The sequence below is a fragment of the Butyrivibrio sp. NC2007 genome, assembly GCF_000421405.1.
In the GTDB taxonomy this organism is placed as follows: domain Bacteria; phylum Bacillota; class Clostridia; order Lachnospirales; family Lachnospiraceae; genus Butyrivibrio.
The window spans coordinates 1-19063 of sequence record NZ_ATWY01000021.1 but is presented as its reverse complement, the minus strand read 5'-3'; the positions used below and the strand labels follow the sequence as shown (position 1 = coordinate 19063).

Annotated in this window: 14 protein-coding genes and 2 pseudogenes; 14 read left to right on the top strand and 2 right to left on the bottom strand. The window is 44.2% G+C overall.

What is annotated here, in order from left to right; translation table 11 throughout:
- Nucleotides 1–73: 73 nt before the first annotated feature.
- The 10 genes and pseudogenes from G632_RS21440 (at nucleotide 74) to G632_RS20330 (ending at nucleotide 12721) form a co-directional block, all read left to right on the top strand.
- Complete coding sequence (locus G632_RS21440) at nucleotides 74–5164, top strand: class B sortase (RefSeq protein ID WP_022770296.1); 5091 nt, start codon at nucleotides 74–76, stop codon at nucleotides 5162–5164.
- 112 nt (nucleotides 5165–5276) lie between these two features.
- Nucleotides 5277–7091, top strand: a complete 1815-nt coding sequence (locus tag G632_RS0115250; protein ID WP_155828905.1) for a hypothetical protein — start codon at nucleotides 5277–5279, stop codon at nucleotides 7089–7091.
- Nucleotides 7092–7228: 137 nt separating this feature from the next.
- Entirely contained in the window at nucleotides 7229–8020 is a 792-nt protein-coding gene (locus G632_RS0115245; RefSeq protein ID WP_022770293.1) for an IspD/TarI family cytidylyltransferase, read from the top strand.
- On the top strand, nucleotides 8017–9087 hold the full coding sequence (locus G632_RS0115240) for a galactitol-1-phosphate 5-dehydrogenase (RefSeq protein WP_022770292.1): 1071 nt from the start codon (nucleotides 8017–8019) through the stop codon (nucleotides 9085–9087). Before G632_RS0115245 ends, G632_RS0115240 begins: the two co-directional genes overlap by 4 nt.
- A pseudogene (locus tag G632_RS22625) lies at nucleotides 9083–9289 on the top strand (sugar phosphate isomerase/epimerase family protein); the annotation flags it as partial. The gene G632_RS0115240 and the pseudogene G632_RS22625, both read left to right, overlap by 5 nt.
- A gap of 3 nt (nucleotides 9290–9292) precedes the next feature.
- Nucleotides 9293–9445 carry a hypothetical protein gene (locus G632_RS22190; protein WP_196802298.1) on the top strand — a complete coding sequence of 51 codons (153 nt, stop codon included), beginning with the start codon at nucleotides 9293–9295 and terminating at the stop codon, nucleotides 9443–9445.
- A 16-nt stretch (nucleotides 9446–9461) separates the two neighbouring features.
- Nucleotides 9462–10448, top strand: coding sequence for a Gfo/Idh/MocA family protein (locus G632_RS20340; RefSeq protein ID WP_051154958.1), 987 nt, complete (start codon nucleotides 9462–9464; stop codon nucleotides 10446–10448).
- 12 nt (nucleotides 10449–10460) lie between these two features.
- Nucleotides 10461–11210: a glycerophosphodiester phosphodiesterase family protein gene (locus G632_RS0115225; protein ID WP_022770288.1), complete on the top strand. Its 750-nt coding sequence runs from the start codon at nucleotides 10461–10463 to the stop codon at nucleotides 11208–11210.
- Nucleotides 11211–11336: 126 nt separating this feature from the next.
- Nucleotides 11337–12281, top strand: coding sequence for a hypothetical protein (locus tag G632_RS20335; protein ID WP_022770286.1), 945 nt, complete (start codon nucleotides 11337–11339; stop codon nucleotides 12279–12281).
- 152 nt (nucleotides 12282–12433) lie between these two features.
- Nucleotides 12434–12721 carry a hypothetical protein gene (locus G632_RS20330; protein WP_022770285.1) on the top strand — a complete coding sequence of 96 codons (288 nt, stop codon included), beginning with the start codon at nucleotides 12434–12436 and terminating at the stop codon, nucleotides 12719–12721.
- A gap of 97 nt (nucleotides 12722–12818) precedes the next feature.
- Here the strand turns inward: G632_RS20330 and G632_RS0115210 are convergent, their stop codons facing one another.
- The gene (locus G632_RS0115210) at nucleotides 12819–13319 is read right to left on the bottom strand and encodes a hypothetical protein (protein WP_022770284.1); all 501 of its coding nucleotides are present in this window, start codon (nucleotides 13317–13319) and stop codon (nucleotides 12819–12821) included.
- A 317-nt stretch (nucleotides 13320–13636) separates the two neighbouring features.
- Here G632_RS0115210 and G632_RS0115205 point away from each other — a divergent pair, with 317 nt between their 5' ends.
- Together G632_RS0115205 and G632_RS0115200 are read left to right on the top strand one after the other, a co-directional pair.
- Nucleotides 13637–14518 carry a glycosyltransferase family 2 protein gene (locus G632_RS0115205; RefSeq protein ID WP_022770282.1) on the top strand — a complete coding sequence of 294 codons (882 nt, stop codon included), beginning with the start codon at nucleotides 13637–13639 and terminating at the stop codon, nucleotides 14516–14518.
- Between the two features lie 37 nt (nucleotides 14519–14555).
- A complete protein-coding gene (locus G632_RS0115200) occupies nucleotides 14556–15584 on the top strand; it encodes a sugar transferase (RefSeq protein ID WP_022770281.1) in 1029 nt (342 codons plus the stop codon).
- 153 nt (nucleotides 15585–15737) lie between these two features.
- Here the strand turns inward: G632_RS0115200 and G632_RS0115195 are convergent, their stop codons facing one another.
- Nucleotides 15738–16736, bottom strand: a complete 999-nt coding sequence (locus tag G632_RS0115195; RefSeq protein WP_022770280.1) for a beta-1,6-galactofuranosyltransferase — start codon at nucleotides 16734–16736, stop codon at nucleotides 15738–15740.
- Nucleotides 16737–16928: 192 nt separating this feature from the next.
- Here G632_RS0115195 and G632_RS0115190 point away from each other — a divergent pair, with 192 nt between their 5' ends.
- Together G632_RS0115190 and G632_RS20325 are read left to right on the top strand one after the other, a co-directional pair.
- Nucleotides 16929–17144, top strand: coding sequence for a hypothetical protein (locus G632_RS0115190; protein WP_022770278.1), 216 nt, complete (start codon nucleotides 16929–16931; stop codon nucleotides 17142–17144).
- Between the two features lie 177 nt (nucleotides 17145–17321).
- A pseudogene (locus G632_RS20325) lies at nucleotides 17322–19063 on the top strand (hypothetical protein); the annotation flags it as partial.

Below are 19063 nucleotides of genomic sequence, written 5' to 3'. Positions count from 1 at the left end.
AACTATTTTTTTTGAAACAAAATTCCGATAAAATATAAGTGGGAGTTTATACACTTTTTAGTTGGAGAGGGTTATGAAAAACAGGGTAGTTTCTTTTTTTATTGCAAGTATTCTGACTGTTTCAAGTATAGGGTATGCATCGTTTGATATTCTGCCTGCGTATGCGCTTGATGATGAGAGTACTGAGGTGCAGGAAGAGGCAGAGGATGACGATGAGCCTGTCGAGGAGGAGAGTGCTGAATCAGAAGATGCGGCAGAGTCCTATTCTGAGAGTGAGCCTGCAGATGTGAAGATCATCAGCTTTGATGACCTTCCCGAAGATGTCGCCTATCAGGAGGTGAAGGCAGGCACGGCACTCGATGAGATCATTTTCCCTGACACATTGCGAATAGATGTTGTCCCGGACCCTGACAGGCAGGAGCGCCTCATCAGGGAGCTGGGCAAAGAGAGACAGGACAGAGAGGCGCCTGAGGAAGACGAGGGGGCCGATTTACTGGTGCCTTCAGAAAAAGGCGCGGAGAAAGGCGCTGCAGGCGAGGAAAAAGATGCTGCTTCAGAAGGAGACTCTGAATCTGATGAGGATGAGATAATCTTTTTTGACTCAGATACAGGCGAGGCTTCTGTAGGTGTGATCGGAGACGGGGATGAGGGAGAAGACAGCAGCTACGAAAGCGAAGAAGCAGGCAGCCAGGAAGATAAAAGCGAGGATACACACAGCTCGTCAGATAAAGAAACGAAGGTACCTGAAAATGCAATGTCACCTGAAAAAACAGATGATAATAGGGATGATGTAACTCCCGGCATGACAGATGAAGCTGAAAAGGATGAGTCTTCAGACGATGCAGGCAGTGACGGGCTTATTGGCAGGATAAAGTCGGCATTTGGTGAGCTCAAAGTTTATGCTGCGGAAGATTCTGCAGATTCAGATAATGCAGGCTCAAAAGCACATACAGAGATAACAGATAAAGATGCAGAGGCCGCAGATACAGAAATTTCTCACACTGAAGACAAACAGTCCGACTCAGGAAATAATGCATCATCAGATTACACGAATTCTTTAGATGACGACTCGAATGGCGACTCAAATGCCGATTTAGACGATGCCAGAGATGACATCGAAGTAAGCCATGAGATGGTATCCGGTATCAAGTGGATCCTGGATCCACTAAGCAATACCACTGACACATACGACCCTGATCTTGTCGGGCATGAGTATGTGTTTATTCCTGTGCTTCTGATCCCTGATTTCTACTATATCGAGGCTGAGCTCCCCACAGTGACCGTAAGGATCCTTGAGGACAACTATGCTTTTGATGAGACGGTAGAAGTTGATGGAGTCAGGATCAGAGTAAGAGCTGAAGAAGGCGTGTTCCCTGAAGGTTCAGCTCTATCTGCCAAAAAGCTTGAAGAAGAGGATGAGCAGACAGTTCAGGAAGCAGTTATGGATAGTACTGAGGAACAGGGCTTTGTTGTCAGGTCATATTCCTTTGACATTAAAGTCCTTGATGAGGATGAAAAAGAGATCCAGCCGAACACCGAAAAGGGTAAGGTCATAATCTCTTTTGAAACAGAAGAAGCTGAGAATGAAGAGCTTGTTGCTGACATCTATCATGTCATGGAAGATGACTCAGCAGAGTCTGTAGCAGACGATAAAACTACAGATGGAACAACTGAAGATGCTGCCGGCGATGATACCGAAGACGCAGCCAAATATGATACTGAAAACTCTGCCGATGGTGCTGCCAAGTTAACTTCCAACACCTCCGGTGAGATCGAAGTTGAAAAGCTAATGTCCGTCATAGTCGACGGAGAGGAAACCAAAGCTGTCGAGGCCGTTACTGACGGCTTTTCCAAGTACATGCTGGTATTTACCTGCGATGAATTTGATATCGAATGGCCGAGCGATAAAGCATACGTGTGTCTTGACGATGTCTTTTTTAACAACGGATATCTCCTTGGGAATTTGGTAATAGAAGACCCCGAAAAAGACATAGTATACAGCAGTTCTTCAGATTCAAAGTATTTCTACTTTGAGCGGCTGGAAAGTGTTCTTTCTTCAGACGATGATGGCAATGCGGTGCACGATCCGGTAGTTTCAAACGGCTGCTTTGCTGCATCGGATGAGGATACTGCAGCGTGGTACATGATTCTTAAAAAGCCGTTTGAAGGACAGACTAAGAAAGTGAAACTTACGTGTTCCCGTGATGAGACGCAGAGCACGGTGAACATAAATATCAAGTGTGGTGGCATTGTCGATGCAGAGCTTGTGCACGAGTACCCTTATGGACTGGACCCGGAGGCGATTGCCGGCGACGATACGCCTGATTTTGCGCTTCAGGTCAAGACTGTCTGTGCCAATGAAGGCGGTGCAGGAGTTCTCTATCAGTGGCAGTACAGAAAGAGCGGCAGCAAAGAATGGAAGGATATAGACCTTGCACACTCGAATGTGTTTGGCGGCATTTTTGAAGATGCGCCTTACGCAGCCGGGGACTGGTTCAGGTGCCTTGTAAATGGTACTGCCACCAGGGAAGTTCAGATAATAAACGCATCTTCTGACAGCAAAAGAGTATGGACAGACCCCTACAATGATGACAGTGACAGATGCTATATAAGTAACGGGACTGTGGCTTATACAATTGATACTTCTTCGGGAAGTACTGTTGTCGACGTGGTGGGAGAGTTTGCCAAAGGCGGCAAGGCATATATGATTCAGACCACAAACGGTGGCAGGGGCTGGACGATCATTACAGGTACGGATGCAGCGCCCACGCAGGGGGCTTTTGCCACTGACACAGCTGACCTGGATGACCTGTATCTGGGCTTTTCGGATGAGGACGCGCTGAAGATCTGTGTGGAAGCGGATCTTGGGGATGAAGAACATTCGCTTGCCATTGGTACGGACTGTGCCATTGGAAGCGGGGAGATCAAGGATATCGTTCCTCTGACGGGAACGCTTATCGGCAATGTTGATGCGCAAAAGAGCATTACAAAGGTTTCCTACATCGGAATCGGCAGCAGGGATGCTGCACAGACGGCCATGAACAATGATAAGGGAAAAGAGTATCCTGCAATCTCTGTTGTCCCTGTATCTACGCATGGACTGAGGGTATGGATCGACAGCGATACGACGCCTGAGCCATACAAATTTGCAGATGGAACTGCAACGGTAAAAGTTGACGGGCAGGCTTTTGCCAATGTGAAGCTTCTTAGTGAAAACAAGTCCGCTGGCGAAGCTCTTTCATGGCTTGACGCACAGGCCGGATCCACGGTGAAGTTCAACTTCGAAGTTGGCTCACTGGCAACAGCCACCTCGTTTAAAAATGTAAAAGCAGCAAAGTACGAGTACACGGCAAAGAGTTCCAACATTAAGAATGGAAGGCTGGTAGGAGAAGAACTCAAAAAGTATGCGATCACAGTTGCTGATCCCATGGACTCTGTTCTTGAGACGCTGAAGATCAAGACACCTTCATCCGTCAATTCATCGCTCTCAAGTAAAGCAAGGGCAACTTCATCAGGTTCAAGTGCGACCACAAGCACGACAAACAGCTATAAGGCAGATTTCCTTGATATCTCAATCCTTCAGACCTCTGATAATGAAGCGTACAACAACAAGACCGTGACAGAGGTCAGAAAGGACAGCAAGGACAGGTCCAGTGCAGCAATGCCTTTGAAGATCGAGCTTTCTTATGACTTCTCGGGTAAAGATGCCATCAAGATTTTCAGGGAGCACAACGGAACTGTTGAGGAGCTAACAGAAAAAAGCGGTGGTGCAGACGGGACATATACGCTCAACGAGGACGATGGGAAAATTTACGTCTATTCATATAAGTTCTCGCAGTTTGCAGTGGCGTATAAGCAGGAAGTCTTTTACACCGTTACCTTTGACGACGGCACAAGTAAGAACACGGTAAAAGTAAAGGCCGGTGAGAAGGTTACTAAGCCTGCAGACCCTACAAGGGAAGGGTATATATTTAAGGGCTGGTACACCAAAAACTCAACATTAAGTTCTTCAACTACAACAAGCAGTGCGACTTCCGCTTCAGTTTTCAACTTTGACACAGCCATAACCAAGGACATCACGCTGGTGGCAGGATGGACAGCTACAAAGGACAACAAGAAGGGAAACGGCGAAGACAGTGAGAATGATTCAAGAGCTCCCAAGATGGGTGACAACATCCATGCAGTTTGGCTATGGGTACTCATTCTGGCAGCAGGAGCAGTTACTTTCGCGCTTGCCTTAAGAGAACTCAGGGATGTCAAAAAGCCTCATTCCGATAAAGAGAAGTCTCCCTCCAAACTTAAAAGAGCATTATTGATCCTTGGAATAATTGTCATTACGACCGCTAAGTTTTTTGCCCGCAAGATCAGAGAGAACAGGGTAAAAGTTCTTTTGGCTGCCGGCGGAGCCGCTGTGATAGTATCGGTATTAGCCCTGGTATCCACAATGCTCCAGTATAAGGTTTCTGAGGATTTGTACGACGGAGCAGAGGAGATCTATGTGGAGGAATCTGCGGAAGAAATACCTGATAACCTCGAGGAAAAGACAGCGGACAATACGCCCAAAGAAGCTGAGCACGGCTGGTGGGACTGCGTTGATGTAAATGTCAGACAGCTGTCTGAAGACTATCCTGATGTGGTGGGCTGGATATACTTTGAAAATGAGGATATCAGCTATCCTATAATGTACTCAGGGGACAACGAAAAGTATCTGAGAACTGCTTACACAGGTGAGAAGGCCAGGGCCGGCTCCATCTTTGTTGACGGTGAGTCGACACCGGATTTTTCTGATCCGCACAGCCTGATCTACGGACATAACATGCGTGACCGCTCCATGTTCGGTAAACTGCGCAATTACAGGAATGAACCGGATTACTATGAAGATCATCAGTACTTCCAGGTTTTTACCAGGGACAGTGTGTACAGATACAGGATCTTTGCCTGTGATGTAGTGCCTGACAATCACGATGTATTCTGGGCTTTTGGAAAAGAACCCGCGAACTACTGGAAGATGCTTAAGGAAGTTGAGCGCGATTCATTCATAAACACGGGAATTGAGGCTAATGAATCTGACCATGTGATAACACTTGCCACCTGCACTGAAAATGATGAAGAGAGACTTATTGTGTGTGCAGTAAGAACGGATGAATATAATTACCAACAGTGATATTTCTATTAAATTTTCCTAAAATCTAAGATTTTGCCCCGGTATGTCGATATACTATATGTACCAGTAGTATGTTTTTTTATCGTACAGGAAAGGCGCGGGGATGTTTCCGATGAGAAATATTCTGGCAAAAATCCCATGGATGGGCATAGCGGCGCTACTCATGACGCTTATCATGGTCCTTGATCCTGTTCTTGCGCTGGCCGAAGAATCCGGATCCGGTGAGGAGATTGTGATCTTTTCTTCTGATGGAAACGAGACAGTAGTTGGCGGAAACAGCAGTGACAGTGATGAAAGTGATGACACTTACTTCGGAGGGTCGATACAGGGTAAGACAGCTGCAATAATTGATGATGATGAGATCTGGGCTCTTGTTGATAAAGAGGAGCTTAGGTCTCTTGTTGACGTGGATGAGCTCAGGTCTTCCATAGATGTACACTCACTAATCGACAGCATTGACAAAGATGAGCTTCGTGCCGGGATTGATGGCATGGAACTTCTTTCGAAGATAAGCGAAGAAGAGCTCAAAGAAGAGTTTGCTGAGCGCAAGCTTGATGAGGAGTATTTTGTAATAGATGAGGAGACCAGCGAGGGAAGGAGCGTCACCAAAGAAGAGTATATTGAGCTTAAGGGTGATGTTACAGAAGATGCCGCAGATGATGCAGACAGCTCTTTTGCCGAAAAAATAGATGAAGAGACTGTTGTGCTTGAAGACGGAAGGGAAGTGACCACTTTTAAGGTCAAACTTCCTGAAGGAGTGGCGGACAGTCACCCCATAGATGTCACCAATGTACAGCTTCCTGTCATAGGAGCCACCAGTCCGTTTGATTTTATCATTGATCCTATGAGCCTTATCTACGAGACCGATGCAGCCAAGTACGGCGGCGGAAGGGTTGAGGAAGGTGCAAGTGTCCTTTTCAGGAACAGCAAAGGTGAGTACGATTTCTCGCACAAAAGCGATATGCATGAGGTGATCAACAAAAGCAACGTTCCTGTGAGGATCACTATTTCAGCAAGTATTCAGAATCCGGATTCGGTTCCTCTTGTGACAAGTCTCTCGGAGCTCTCAGGCGATAAGCCGTCTCTGTTCATGGCACTTGCTGATGACTACGGCATTGCTTCCGTAATTACAAGCTATGATGAAGCTTCATTTGAAGTTACCCTTAATGCTGCTCCGGATGGAACCTATGTATATGCCTACAACGAGGCGACCGGAAGCTACGATTATGCTTTTGCAGAAGGTGCGGAGAATGCAGAGTTTGACGCTGTCTCTTTCGGTATCATCGCTTCCTGCAATACAGAAGCGGACTGGACTCAGGTAGAGTCCTGGCCGGTGATCAACGTCAACTGGAAGGTCACTCCAATGCTGACCGACTGGGATGAGGTGATCGGAGAGGATTCCTATGAGGCGGCAATGAAGCTTACAGAGACTGAGGAGTTTGACGCGTTTAAGCTGGTCAAAGCTGCAGAACTCGCAGAAGAAAGGCTCATTGAGCTGATCCTTGAGAAGGTTAATGAGTTAAAAGATGAGGCTCTTGAGAAGCTGATAGAGGAAGAGATCACAAAGCTTGCCTATCGGAAATATGCAGAAGTTCTGGGCGAAGCGGATGAGCGCGATGTGGAAGAAAAGACCTCTGAGAGCGGTGAAAGCGATGATACGGTTAAAATAATCGAAAGTTCTGACACCGAAGAATCTGTGAACATAATAGAAAGCGGCGGCGAAGAGGCGCCTGATATAACCGAGAGCGATCCGCCTGCTGACAAAACAGGTGATCCGGGATCTGAGGAAGAGGACATTAAGGTTGAGGAGACAAAAGATCCTCAGGCGGAATCTGAAACAGAGTTTAAAGAAAGCGATACGAGTGAGGGAAGTGATACCCGCGAAAGCGGCGAAGCAGTTGAGTTCTTTGAAGCTGCAGGCGAATGAATGCACATGGTCTATCAGATTTTCTGAGAAGCAGGAGATCGTAAAGAAAAGTCGAAGTAATGAAATAACGGTGAGAGACCTGCCGAAAATGGCAGGTCTTTTCAGATATTAAGAGCGAAGTTACAGGAGGCACGCCTATGAATATTGCAATCATCCTGGCCGGAGGTACCGGCAGCAGAATTAAATCAGATATCCCCAAGCAGTTCATCGAGCTTTCAGGCCAGATGATGATAATGCATGCTCTGGCGCCCTTTGGCGAGAGCGATATGATAGACAATATTCAGATTGTCGCTGATGAGAGCTGGCGGGAGAAGATTGAAGGTGCAATCTTTGAAGACCCGGAGAGCGCAGTTGCTGAGAAGTTTCTGGGATTTTCGGATCCGGGCGAGAACAGGCAGATGTCTATATATAATGCCATGAAAGACTTAAGACAGATCTTTGATGTGGCTCGTACTAACGATGACAGCGCAAATGTCAGCGCGGATGCAAAAGAGAATGCTGACTGCTCCAAGTTCATGGTTCACAGCAAATTCAAAGTCATCGACAATATCATCATTCACGACGCTGCACGCCCATTCGTTACAGTGGAGAACATTGACGAGTGCATTAGTGCGCTGGATGATCACGAAGGTGCAATGCCTGTTCTTCCTATGAAAGACACGGTGTATTTTAGCCGCACAGGCAAGCGTGTTGACGAGCTTTTGAATCGCAGCTGCATATACGCCGGGCAGGCGCCGGAAGCCTTCCGCTTTGATAAGTATATGGAGGCGAATGAAGCTCTTTTACCCGATAAGATACTCGTGATCAAGGGCTCTACAGAACCGGCAATTATGGCGGGACTTGATGTGGCCATGATTCCCGGGGATCAGAGGAACTTTAAGGTTACGACTGATGAAGATCTGGCAAGAGCTAGGGAGATATTGGAGTGAAAGCACAAATCTTATATGGTATAGGAAATATAAAATACACAGAGGCTGAGAAGCCAGTTCCGAATGAGGAGCAGGCACTGATTCAGGTGACCAGATGTGGCATTTGTGGCTCCGATGTCCCAAGAGTGTTCAAGACCGGTGCGCATAACATGCCACTTATTCCGGGGCACGAGATGACCGGAACTGTGGAAGAATGCAAGGCAAGACCTGAACTCGTTGGGAAAAGAGTGGGCATCTTCCCTCTTATTCCTTGCAAGAAATGTCCGCAGTGCCTATCGGGGCACTACGAAATGTGCGAGAACTACAATTATCTGGGATCGCGCTGTGATGGCGGTTTTGCGGAATACTTGGTGGCTCCGGTATGGAACCTGTTGCCGTTACCCGATGAGATATCTGATGATGAAGCTGCTATGTTGGAACCCATGGCTGTGGCTGTGCATGCTATAAGGCAGGTTGGGCTGCTTGATAATTCTACGGCGAAGGCTGCAGATTCCAATATAGTTGTCTGCGGACTTGGCACCATTGGGCTGTTCGTGGCCATGTTCTTAAAAGATGCGGGATATCGAAATGTCTTTTGCATTGGAAATAAGGACGTACAGCTGGAGAAGCTCTTGGCTATGGGATACGAGCCTGATCATTTCTGTGATGTAAGACGCCGTGAGCCGGAGGACTATGTACTTGAGAAGACTGATGGCAAAAGAGCTGATGTCTATTTCGAGTGCATCGGCCGCTCTGAGAGCTATGAGCAGGCTGTAAAATGTGTCGGTCCGTTGGGCAGAGTGATGCTGGTTGGTAATCCGGCGTCGGATATGGAACTTACCCGTCAGACATACTGGCAGATACTTAGAAATCAGCTGACCCTGAAAGGAACCTGGAATTCCGGATTCAGCGGAATAGACGGAAGTGACGATGACTGGCGTTACGTATTAGAACGCCTTACTAACTGGAAGATGGACTTCAGACCGTCTGAACTCATTACGCATCGCATCGGACTTGAGCATCTTCAGGACGGGCTGGACATCATGCGCCGCAAGTCTGAGGAATATGTAAAGATTATGGTTAATTAAGTATGGCGCGGAAGTTCTGGGATTTTGTTACGACACCGGACATGGGAATCTTGTTGGTATCGATCCCTACAAGTTCATCACCACGCTTGGCAAACGCCTGAAGGTCCTTCATATTCACGAGAATGACGGTATCGCAGATCTTCATCAGCTGCCGTTTACGTTTACCAGGACCAGAGAAAACACCAGTGTTCTTGACTGGGAAGGCGTGCTCAGAGCACTTAAGGAGATTGGATTTGAGGATGTCCTTAGCTTTGAGACAGCACCTGTACTTGATTGTTTCCCTGTGGAGCTTAAGGAAGATGTGCTTCACATGATTGCCCGAATCGGAGAGTATTTCAAAACAAGAATCGAAGAGTAAATCACGGAGGACGCCTATGAAGCTTGGAATTATCGGCACCGGACGAATTGCAAAGCGTGCGCTGAAGGAACTGGAATATGTTCCGGAAATTGAAGTGGTTTCTGTATACAATCCCAATTACGATCATGCGAAGGAGTTTGCGAAGAGAGTAATTGGTGCCAAGGCGGCGCCGAACCTCGAGGTCTTCGGAGAGACGGTAGATGCTGTATACATAGCGACTCCTCACGGCACGCATCATTATTATGCCAAGAGAATGCTTGAGATTGGGAAGCATGTACTTTGCGAGAAACCCATGGTCATGGGTGCTGATATGGCAAAAGAGCTTTATGATCTGGCGCAGAAAAAGAATGCCGTCATAATGGAAGCAATAAAGACCGCGTATTGTCCGGGATTTCTAGGGCTTGAGGAGGTTGTTTCCAGTGGCGTTATCGGTGATATAGTAGATGTTGAAGCAGCATTTACCAGGCTTACACTTCCAGGAGGCAGAGAGTTTGACCCTTCGGCATATGGCGGATCTTTTACCGAATTTGGAACTTACAATATGCTGCCAATATTCAGGTTTCTCGGTACTGATTACAGCGATGTGAGATTCCAGAGCATTATAACTGAGGCGGGAGTTGACGGATATACTAAAGCGATCTTTTCTTATGCAGAAGCCGGTGAGTCATCCATCCGCGCCACAGCCACAGCCAAGTGCGGTCTTACAGCTAAGAGCGAAGGTCAGCTTGTTATAGCCGGAACCAAAGGCTACATCCTGGCTCCGTCACCCTGGTGGCGCACGAAATACTTTGAAGTCCGCTACGAGGATCCAAACAAGATTGACAGGTACAATTATGATTTTGAGAGCGACGGACTGCGCTATGAGTTCAGTGAATTCGTAAGGAGAATCGATGAACTTGCGGACGCGACAGGACTTTCGCCGGAGCAGGAGCTCTTTTACCAAAAAGAGAGAAACGAGGCTATTACAAGAGCTGAGGTTTTTTCAAAATACATTAAGAAATAAGGAGGCCACACCATGAAAATCTGGGCACACAGAGGATGCTCGCAAATTTATCCCGAAAACACACTTACAGCCTTTGAGAAGGCGATGAATATACCGCACCTTGCCGGAATCGAGCTGGACATTCAGCTGACAAGCGACGGGGAGCTGGTGGTGATCCACGATGAGCGCGTAGACCGCACCACTGATGGATTTGGCTACGTACGTGATTTTTCGTTAAAAGAGCTTAAGGCGCTCCACATCTACGCCGGCAAAATGAAATCTGAAACCATCCCTACCATGAAAGAGGTTTTGGAGCTCCTTGCACCGGAGCTGAAAAAGGATCTGCGCCTCAATATAGAGCTGAAGACCAGTGTTTACAACTATCCCGGCATTGAGGAGAAGATCGTTAAGCTGGTTGGAGATATGGGGCTTGCAGATTCCATCGTTTACTCCAGTTTCTATCCGGAATCACTGGTGAAGGTTCACGAGCTTGAGCCGACTGCCAAGCTGGGCGTTCTTGATGACCTTTTGTCCAACTGCCTGTACAAGGCCATCGGACTTGAGTCCCTTTGGGATGACATAGAGAAAGGCAGCATTGCCCTTCATCCCGGCGGAATGCATCTGGACCTTCCTGTGGAGAAGCTCCAGGGCCGCACTGTACGTGCCTGGTTTGGAGGACATTTATATCCGGAATTGCCTACCGGAGGCAAGATGTCTTTTGACAAATACGAGGCAGCAGGCGTTACCGATGTGTTCCTGAATGAGCCGGACAAGTACCTGTAAGACAAAATGTTTTGGGGTAAAACAGGCAGTTTTAAGGGCAGTTTTAATCGAAAAACAAACACTTGTTCGATTTGTTCTCATGTGTTATTATTCTTCTACCAGATATGAAAACGGAGCGATATTTGAATGGAGACGAATATAGCACAGGCGGTTGATATTACTTATGACAGAGCAAGGTATGACGAGAGTGTAAAAGAGTTATTGGCGGATAAACAGATCCTTGCCAGGATTCTCAAATACACGCTTGATGAGTTTAAAGACACCGACATTAAAACCATAATAGCTAATATTGATGAACCGGAAGTGTCTAGGGTCCGACTTGAACCCGGGCATACTAACACTGATAAGATAAAGAAAAGCTCAGAAGAAGACAGTGTTCTGGGCGAAGGTAAGATATTTTTTGATATTAGATTCTCGGTATATTGTGGTGATGATCTTATCAAAGTTCTGATAAACATAGAGGCTCAGAAGAGTTCTGATGTATCGAAGCTTGGATATCACTTGGATAATAGAATCATCTACTATCTTGGACGCATGATTTCGTCCCAGAAGGAAGTTGAATTTACCAAGTCTGATTATGATAACCTGAAGGCGGTCCGAAGTATATGGATCTGTATGGATGCAGGCGATAACGAGGACTCTATAATTCGGATGAACTTGACGCAGGAGAGTATATTTGGAAGCGGTATGAATCTTCCTAACATAGACAAAGTCCAAGGTGTTATAATTAGGCTGAGGAGTAATGAAAACTCAGAAGAATCCAAGAATACATTAATTGCTATGTTGGAAGAACTTCTAAAAAAAGAAGTTGCCGATGTTAAGAAGAAACATCTTTCCGAGAAGTATGGTCTGGAAATGACAAGAGATACTGAGAAAAAGGTGAACATTATGTGTAATTTGAGTGAAGTTGTTTTAGAGAAAGGTATAGAAAAGGGCATAGAGAAAGGCATAGACTCTACTATTGAGAATATGTTGACTTCGGGAAGCTTTACTGATGAGCAGATTTGCGTTGCAACAGGCAAGAACATTGACTATATTATTGAGTTTAAAAAAGGCCTCGGAAAGAGGTAAAGACTGCAACAATCACTTTGTCTTATTGAACTCTCCTTATGGGGAGTTCTTTTTTTACCTCACACTTTGATAATAAGGTTAAAAAAGTTAAAATAAGTTTAAGCAAAGTATTCGCAAGCGGCTACGACTGTAAGATAGATGAGGAATATGTAATGGAAAACTTTGATGTTGATTGGGGCAATAACAATAACAAAAACAGCGATACCCTGAACATGCAGGTCTCTTTGGCTTGCAAGAAAGACGGTCAGAAAGTCGTATATGTGACTTTTTCCGATGCTACGCGCTTTGCGGAGGGTGAAATCCCCAGCTGCAAGATAACCACAAACCGAGGTTTTACGCCGGAAGAGGTGGCAAATCTTGAGCGCTACCTCAAAGACAATATAGATGAACTAAACAAAACCGCCGCCGGGATTGACCCCATAAGGGCGTTGTTCAAGTAACCAAATATCATATCCAAACGCAAAAGGAGCAGCCCCCAAAAGGCTACTCCTTCTTATATTAATATTCTTTAATATCCTTCTCTAATAAGTTTTCCCCTCATCCAACCTTCTTCAGCCCGCTAACCACATTGAAGGCCTGTGCCTGCCTCATCCTCTCAGCAGTAACGCGCATCTTTCTGATCAGATATGCGATGATTCCTGAAATTGTAAGGCCTGCGATTGAAACTACGACACCGAAGGCATTTGCTCCGAGTGCTGCACCCATGATCAGGGCGGTAGTATCCAGTATTATGCAAAAGAATGCGAATCCGCTTAAAATGTTAAACGAGTTTGCCAGGGGGCTTGTGGTGGCAACCAGGAAACAGAATATTGAAAGCAGTATACCGTCTGCTATGAACACGATTCCGTGGGTTACTGCAAAGAACAGCAGGTGTGATGAGCCGCCCAGGAGGCTGTAGCCCTTCATCATGCTCATGGCGCTTCCAACGATCATTGTGCCACCGAATATTATCATGGCGATTCCCAGTATGATAGTTGCCAGAGCCAGGTCTGAAACACAATCAATCAAACGTATCTTATTATTCTTTAAATTTCTCATACCCTTTTTTCTCCATACTTTCTTCTCGATCCCACTCGAGAAACAAAATTCTTTTTCCCAACACAATTATTTGATTTACAAGATATAGTATAAGTGATAAAACGAACGAAAACGATTAAGAAACAATAAAATAAACGAAAAGAAATGAGAACAGAATATTAATAAATTCTTTTTCTTCACTATATATAGTAATTAGATTGCCGATAAACCCTGCACAAACAGCTTGTAAACCACAAATAATCGTTCAATCTTGCCTTTTTTTCAGTATTCCATCATACTAAAAGAGACGGAATACACGATAAAGGAGTAATTTGTTTATGAAGAAAGTATCTATCATTGTAACTGTCTATAATGTGCAGGATTATCTTCCTAAATGTATCGATAGCATTCTGTCACAACGTTACGAAAACTTAGAACTTATCCTGATTAACGATGGATCGACAGATCGAAGTTTTTCCATATGCGAGGACTATGCGCAAAGAGATTCACGTGTAAAAGTAATATCTCAACCAAACGGGGGAATAAGTGTAGCCAGAAATCGCGGAATTGAAGCGGCTACCGGTGATTATATTGTATTTGTCGATGGTGATGACTGGATAGAGGGAAACTTCCTGGAGCGTATGGTGACGGTTCATGAGGAAACCGGAAGTGACGTTACGATTTGCAATTATACTGCATTTAATCAGGAAAACACGATATTTTCTTTCTATGTAAGTCCGGAAGACTCATATGTGAAAATATTTACTCCAAATGAGTGGTTTCAGCATATATACGGAATTGAGAATCATAGTACCTGTTTCGTTGTTGCATGGGGGAAAATCTATAATAAATGCCTGTTTGAGAAACTTCTATATCCTGCTGGAAAAATTGCTGAAGATGACTATTCCACTTATTTCACATATCTTCAAGCAGATAAGATCACATATGTGAATGAAGGATTGTATATTTACAGAATACATCCAAACAGTATCACCACCAGCAATAAGCTATTGGACCGTATTCCACTGCGCAGCATTGAGGAAGAATTCACAATGATGACGCTGCTTGGTCTGGATACGACAGCAATCAGTCGTATTTTCATTGTTCGCCTAAAAATGCTGAAAAAAGCCTGCCTTTTGGATGGCAAAGTCGACGATTACAAGCATATCTGTCTGATGCTGGATATACTAAAAAAGCATGGAGTAGTAACAGATGAATAGAATCGAAAGCACATGTTGATAAAGAGGAAAACTGACTATGAATGTTTTTGTGACTTGTATTAACGGGGTATCAGGAACAGCAAGTATTGCACAGAGAAAAGTGGCCAGAGTGGCCAGAGAGTTGGGATTTGACATTATGGGATCTTATAAGATTCCGGAGTTTATTGATGACGACAACGAACTAAACCACAGAATGGATGGGATTATTTCTTCATTGAGACAAAGAGATGTGGTGATATTTCAGTTTCCATCCTGGAGTGGCCTGCGCTATGAAGAATTCCTGTGCAATCATATTAAAGCCTATCAGAATGCTAAACTGATCATTTTTGTGGAGGACGTTGAAGCGCTTCAGATGGATCCGGATAGAATGACATTACCATACTGTGTTAGGTTATTTAATAAAGCAGATGGTCTGATACTGCCTTCCAGAAGAATGTTTAAAGTCCTTAAGGAAGCAGGATTGCAGCTTACGGAAGGCCAGATGACCTACCAGCCTATTTGGGATTATCCTACGGATATTCAGGTGACATCCCATCAGTTCATTAAACGCATGATCTTTACCGGAGACCCGGCAAGGTTTCCCTTCTTACAGGAATATAAAGGAACAACTCCGATTGATCTGTTTTCTTTAAGTGATATCTCCAGACAGAACGGACAGAATGTTAATTGGCATGGATACAAGGATGCGGATGAACTTTTTTGGGAAAATGCCAAGGGTGGATTTGGATTGGTGTGGTGTGATGATACGTATTTTGAGCAGTATTATTGCATGAACCAGCCATATAAACTGGGGGTGTTTTTGGCTGAAGGGCTGCCTGTGATCATGCGAAAGGGAAGTCATCAGGAAGCATTTATCAGAGATAACAATCTTGGAATCATTGCGGAAACCCTGGATGAAGCAGATCAGATAATTCAGAATATGAGTGAAGAAGAGTATCGGGGTTATCTTGCGGCTGTCTGTAAGGTACAGGACCTTTCCGTAAAGGGATTCTATACCAGAAAAACCTTAATAGATGCCATTATTAAAGCTTGTGAAAACACTTCGCAAACTAATATTGCCAGGTGAATAGTATGGATGAAGTGTTTTAAGGTCAATAAAATATCTTTTTCTTGGAAGTTTTACAAAAATATGGATACCGACCTGACTGATTTCTAAAATAGAAGGCGCTTGTCATAATGTATTGTGATAAGCGCCTTTTTCTATATTTATATATTAGTGTTAGTTATCTTGGAATAAAACAGAAAACACAGCATCCAGGAGCAATTTTTTGGTAAAGTATCCATTCTTGATCAGGAAATTGAATTCCTGAATTCGCTTCGACAAAGTGTTGTATTCATCTGCGGAGATATTTTGGATCAGTGAGTCTGCTTCATCAAGTGAATCAACAGCAAAGGCTACTTGATTGTCTATAAGCAGTTTTTCTGCAGCCAACCCCTTTTTTATGATCAAAGGGATTCCTGCAGCTAAAAAGGTACCTATTTTATATGGAAGCAGAAGATCATAGTAATTATTTGCCTCAGAGGATGGCCATACTAAACCAAAACCACCCTGAGCGAGATTGCTGAGTAATTGCATATCTTTCATATAAGGAAAGACAGTAACGTTCTTTCCGGTGGGATCATAAGGCTCACCCGTGTATAAATCCAGAGGTGTCTCGTAGTGCCAATCCAACAGGAAAGGGAAGCGGGGTGGGGCTCCTGTGAATATCATTTTCTTATGGAAAGAGGGCGTGGGAAGTTCGTTGGAAACAGGATAATCGAACAGTTTCTGAATCATATATTTTTTTACCTGTAGTCCATGTTCGCAGAGAATATCATACATCTTTTGCGAAGGAACGATAAGAAGATCAGCTTTGTTGTAGATGTTTATGGTTTCACGCAGACGTTCTTCCGGTGAGTTGAATGCCAGGGATACAACGTCATGGATCATGATGATGATTTTGGTGTTGGAATAAGCTTTGATTTTGTTGACAAGTCGTCTTGGATAACGAAGCCCATTCCAGGTAGGGGTTTGAATAATAACAATATCATTGGATTGAACAGCAGCGATGACTCCATCTAATCGACATCCCATAGCATGGTCATCATCTACATTAATGTCATATTTGAATATATCAATTTCTTGAAAGCCGAGTTCACGGCCGATTTTTGCTACATTTTGCTGTGCGATACCCTGAGTTCCTGCCTGGTTGAATAAGTTGGTTATGAGTACTTTCATGCTGGTCCTCCTATAGTATTTTTGCGATATGTGATGTTTCTAATATATACAAGCTTTGTTTATGATTATATCAAAACAACAATAAAAAGTATAAAAAAGTTATAAAATTACAAAAATCACTTTAATTATGATGGACGGTATGATGATAGGTATTATATGATGAGGTGGTCAGAAGGAAGGTAAGGGAAAATTATGAATTCCAACACAGAAAAGTCACAAAGTGGCAGAGGTACCTTTGTTGTCAGGATTGAGCATTGTGACAGGCAGACATGGCAAGGAGAAGTACTTTGGGCTGATGAGAGAAAGAGAGAAAAGTTCAGAAGTGCGCTTGAGCTTTTGTCACTGATGAATGAGGCTATCAATTCCGCCGCAATGGAGGAGGATGATAAGGAAAGAAAATATGGATAAGATACGGTAAAAAATTAATTTCAGAGAACAGATTCAAAATGAAATTAATGCTCAAAATTAAGGAAAATAATATTCAAAAAAGCGAAAATTCTCTTGTCTTTTTTGGATTTGATGATATATTTGGAAATAGCGAATTGTAACGAGTTAATAATTTTTTAAATGGAGAATGAAGGATTTATGAAGAAAAGAGCAGAAAAGATCACAAAACTTGGATTAGCAGCCGGTGTAATGATCGGTGGTGGCGCAACAGTATCAACAACCGTATATGCTAATGATAATGAGCCTACATTAGAATCCGTTATGGAATCTAGAGGTTCTGAGGTTGAGATTCCTGCTGTGCAAAATCAGGAGTATTCGAGCAGTTCAGAGGAAGTTGCCGTAAGACAGGAAACTCCTACTGAGGAAATTCCAGCTGACGAGACTCCTAAGACAGAGGAGACAAAAAACGGCGAAGAGACTCCTAAGACAGAGGAGACAAAAAACGGCGAAGAGACTCCTAAGACAGAGGAGACAAAAAACGGTGAAGAGACTCCTAAGACAGAGGAGACTCCTAATAATAATGTCGAAACACCTTCAACACAGGAAGAAGCAATTCAGAACGATATTGACGCTGCTCAAGTACTTGGCGTTAATAGAGCAATGCCCGCTGCTGCTCCTATGGCAGCTGAGAGTGACATGGAAGAAGTTACTGAGGGTGAAGCAGAAAATGAAATGACTAGTGAAGAAGCATCCGAAAGTGCAAGCGTAGAGGCGTATGAACTTGAAAGTGCGTCAGAATCCACATCTGAAGAGCGTGCAAGCGAGGAGGCTAGTTTAACTGCACAGAGCGAGTTGGCTTCAGCGAGCTTAAGCAACATATTAAGTCAGTATGACGCACAGGCATCATCATTCTATAGCATGATTGAGTCTCAGAATGACAGTCTTTCAAATCTTACATCAGAGGAGAGATCCGAGTCAGCTTCTGTTGCTGCTTCTGCTTATGCAAGTGAGAGAGCATATGTTTCACAGAACTGGAATAGCATTTCCGCTTCTGCAAGTGCTGCACAGGCTCAAGCTGCATCACAGCAGGAATCAATGAGCGAACTGGTAAGTGAATTAAGTACTCACAGTGAAGAAGTGCATAATTCTGCAGCACCTGGTAACGTTTGGCAGGGCCATGATGATGATTGGGCTGTAGTATACAGTGGAATTACTCAACCCAATTCGACCAGAACGAGTATGTCAGACTCAATTGTGGGTTCTGAGATTGTAGAAGACATTGAATACGATTATGCTTGGTGGGACTGGGGTCATGTATTTGACCCGGTAGGTTCTCATGTGGCGGGTAGTCACGTTGAAGATATACATAGCGAAGTTCCGGTTGAACAGTATAGGGTTCGTGTATTAAATAGCAATGCTTATGGCACTGATGGTGTTACTCCTTTGAAGGGAAATAATGTATATCATAATGAGTGGGTTACCGAGGAAGAAAGACAGAGTCTGTTAACTTCACTCAGTACAATTGAATCCCAGCACAATTTGCTGTATTCAAACACACATCCTACAATAGGATATTGGGCATCTGCTTCTAATAGTATAGCAAGTGAGTCTGAAAGTATTTCGAACGACTCAAATTCATTATCTGTGTCTGACTCTGTAAGCGAATCAAATAGTGAGTTTCATTCAACTAGTACAAGTATCTCAGATTTAAGTGAGAGTATCAGTACTTCAACTAGTGAGTCTAGTTCAGAAAGCCAGAGCCAGAGTGACGAAAGATCCGAGTCACTTGAAGAGTCCACAAGCATTAGCGAATCTGCTAGTGAGAGTAAGAGTGAAAGCAATTCTTTATCAGTAGTAGATAGTGAGAGCACATCGACATCAGTAGTTGAGAGTGCATCAACATCAGCAAGTGAGAGTGCATCCACCTCAGCAAGTGAGAG

Coding starts and splice junctions, on each gene's coding strand:
- G632_RS21440 (WP_022770296.1), top strand. CDS start 74: ATGAAAAACAGGGTAGTTTCTTTTTTTATTGCAAGTATTCTGACTGTT.
- G632_RS0115250 (WP_155828905.1), top strand. CDS start 5,277: ATGAGAAATATTCTGGCAAAAATCCCATGGATGGGCATAGCGGCGCTA.
- G632_RS0115245 (WP_022770293.1), top strand. CDS start 7,229: ATGAATATTGCAATCATCCTGGCCGGAGGTACCGGCAGCAGAATTAAA.
- G632_RS20340 (WP_051154958.1), top strand. CDS start 9,462: ATGAAGCTTGGAATTATCGGCACCGGACGAATTGCAAAGCGTGCGCTG.
- G632_RS0115225 (WP_022770288.1), top strand. CDS start 10,461: ATGAAAATCTGGGCACACAGAGGATGCTCGCAAATTTATCCCGAAAAC.
- G632_RS20335 (WP_022770286.1), top strand. CDS start 11,337: ATGGAGACGAATATAGCACAGGCGGTTGATATTACTTATGACAGAGCA.
- G632_RS20330 (WP_022770285.1), top strand. CDS start 12,434: ATGGAAAACTTTGATGTTGATTGGGGCAATAACAATAACAAAAACAGC.
- G632_RS0115210 (WP_022770284.1), bottom strand. CDS start 13,319: ATGAGAAATTTAAAGAATAATAAGATACGTTTGATTGATTGTGTTTCA.
- G632_RS0115205 (WP_022770282.1), top strand. CDS start 13,637: ATGAAGAAAGTATCTATCATTGTAACTGTCTATAATGTGCAGGATTAT.
- G632_RS0115200 (WP_022770281.1), top strand. CDS start 14,556: ATGAATGTTTTTGTGACTTGTATTAACGGGGTATCAGGAACAGCAAGT.
- G632_RS0115195 (WP_022770280.1), bottom strand. CDS start 16,736: ATGAAAGTACTCATAACCAACTTATTCAACCAGGCAGGAACTCAGGGT.
- G632_RS0115190 (WP_022770278.1), top strand. CDS start 16,929: ATGAATTCCAACACAGAAAAGTCACAAAGTGGCAGAGGTACCTTTGTT.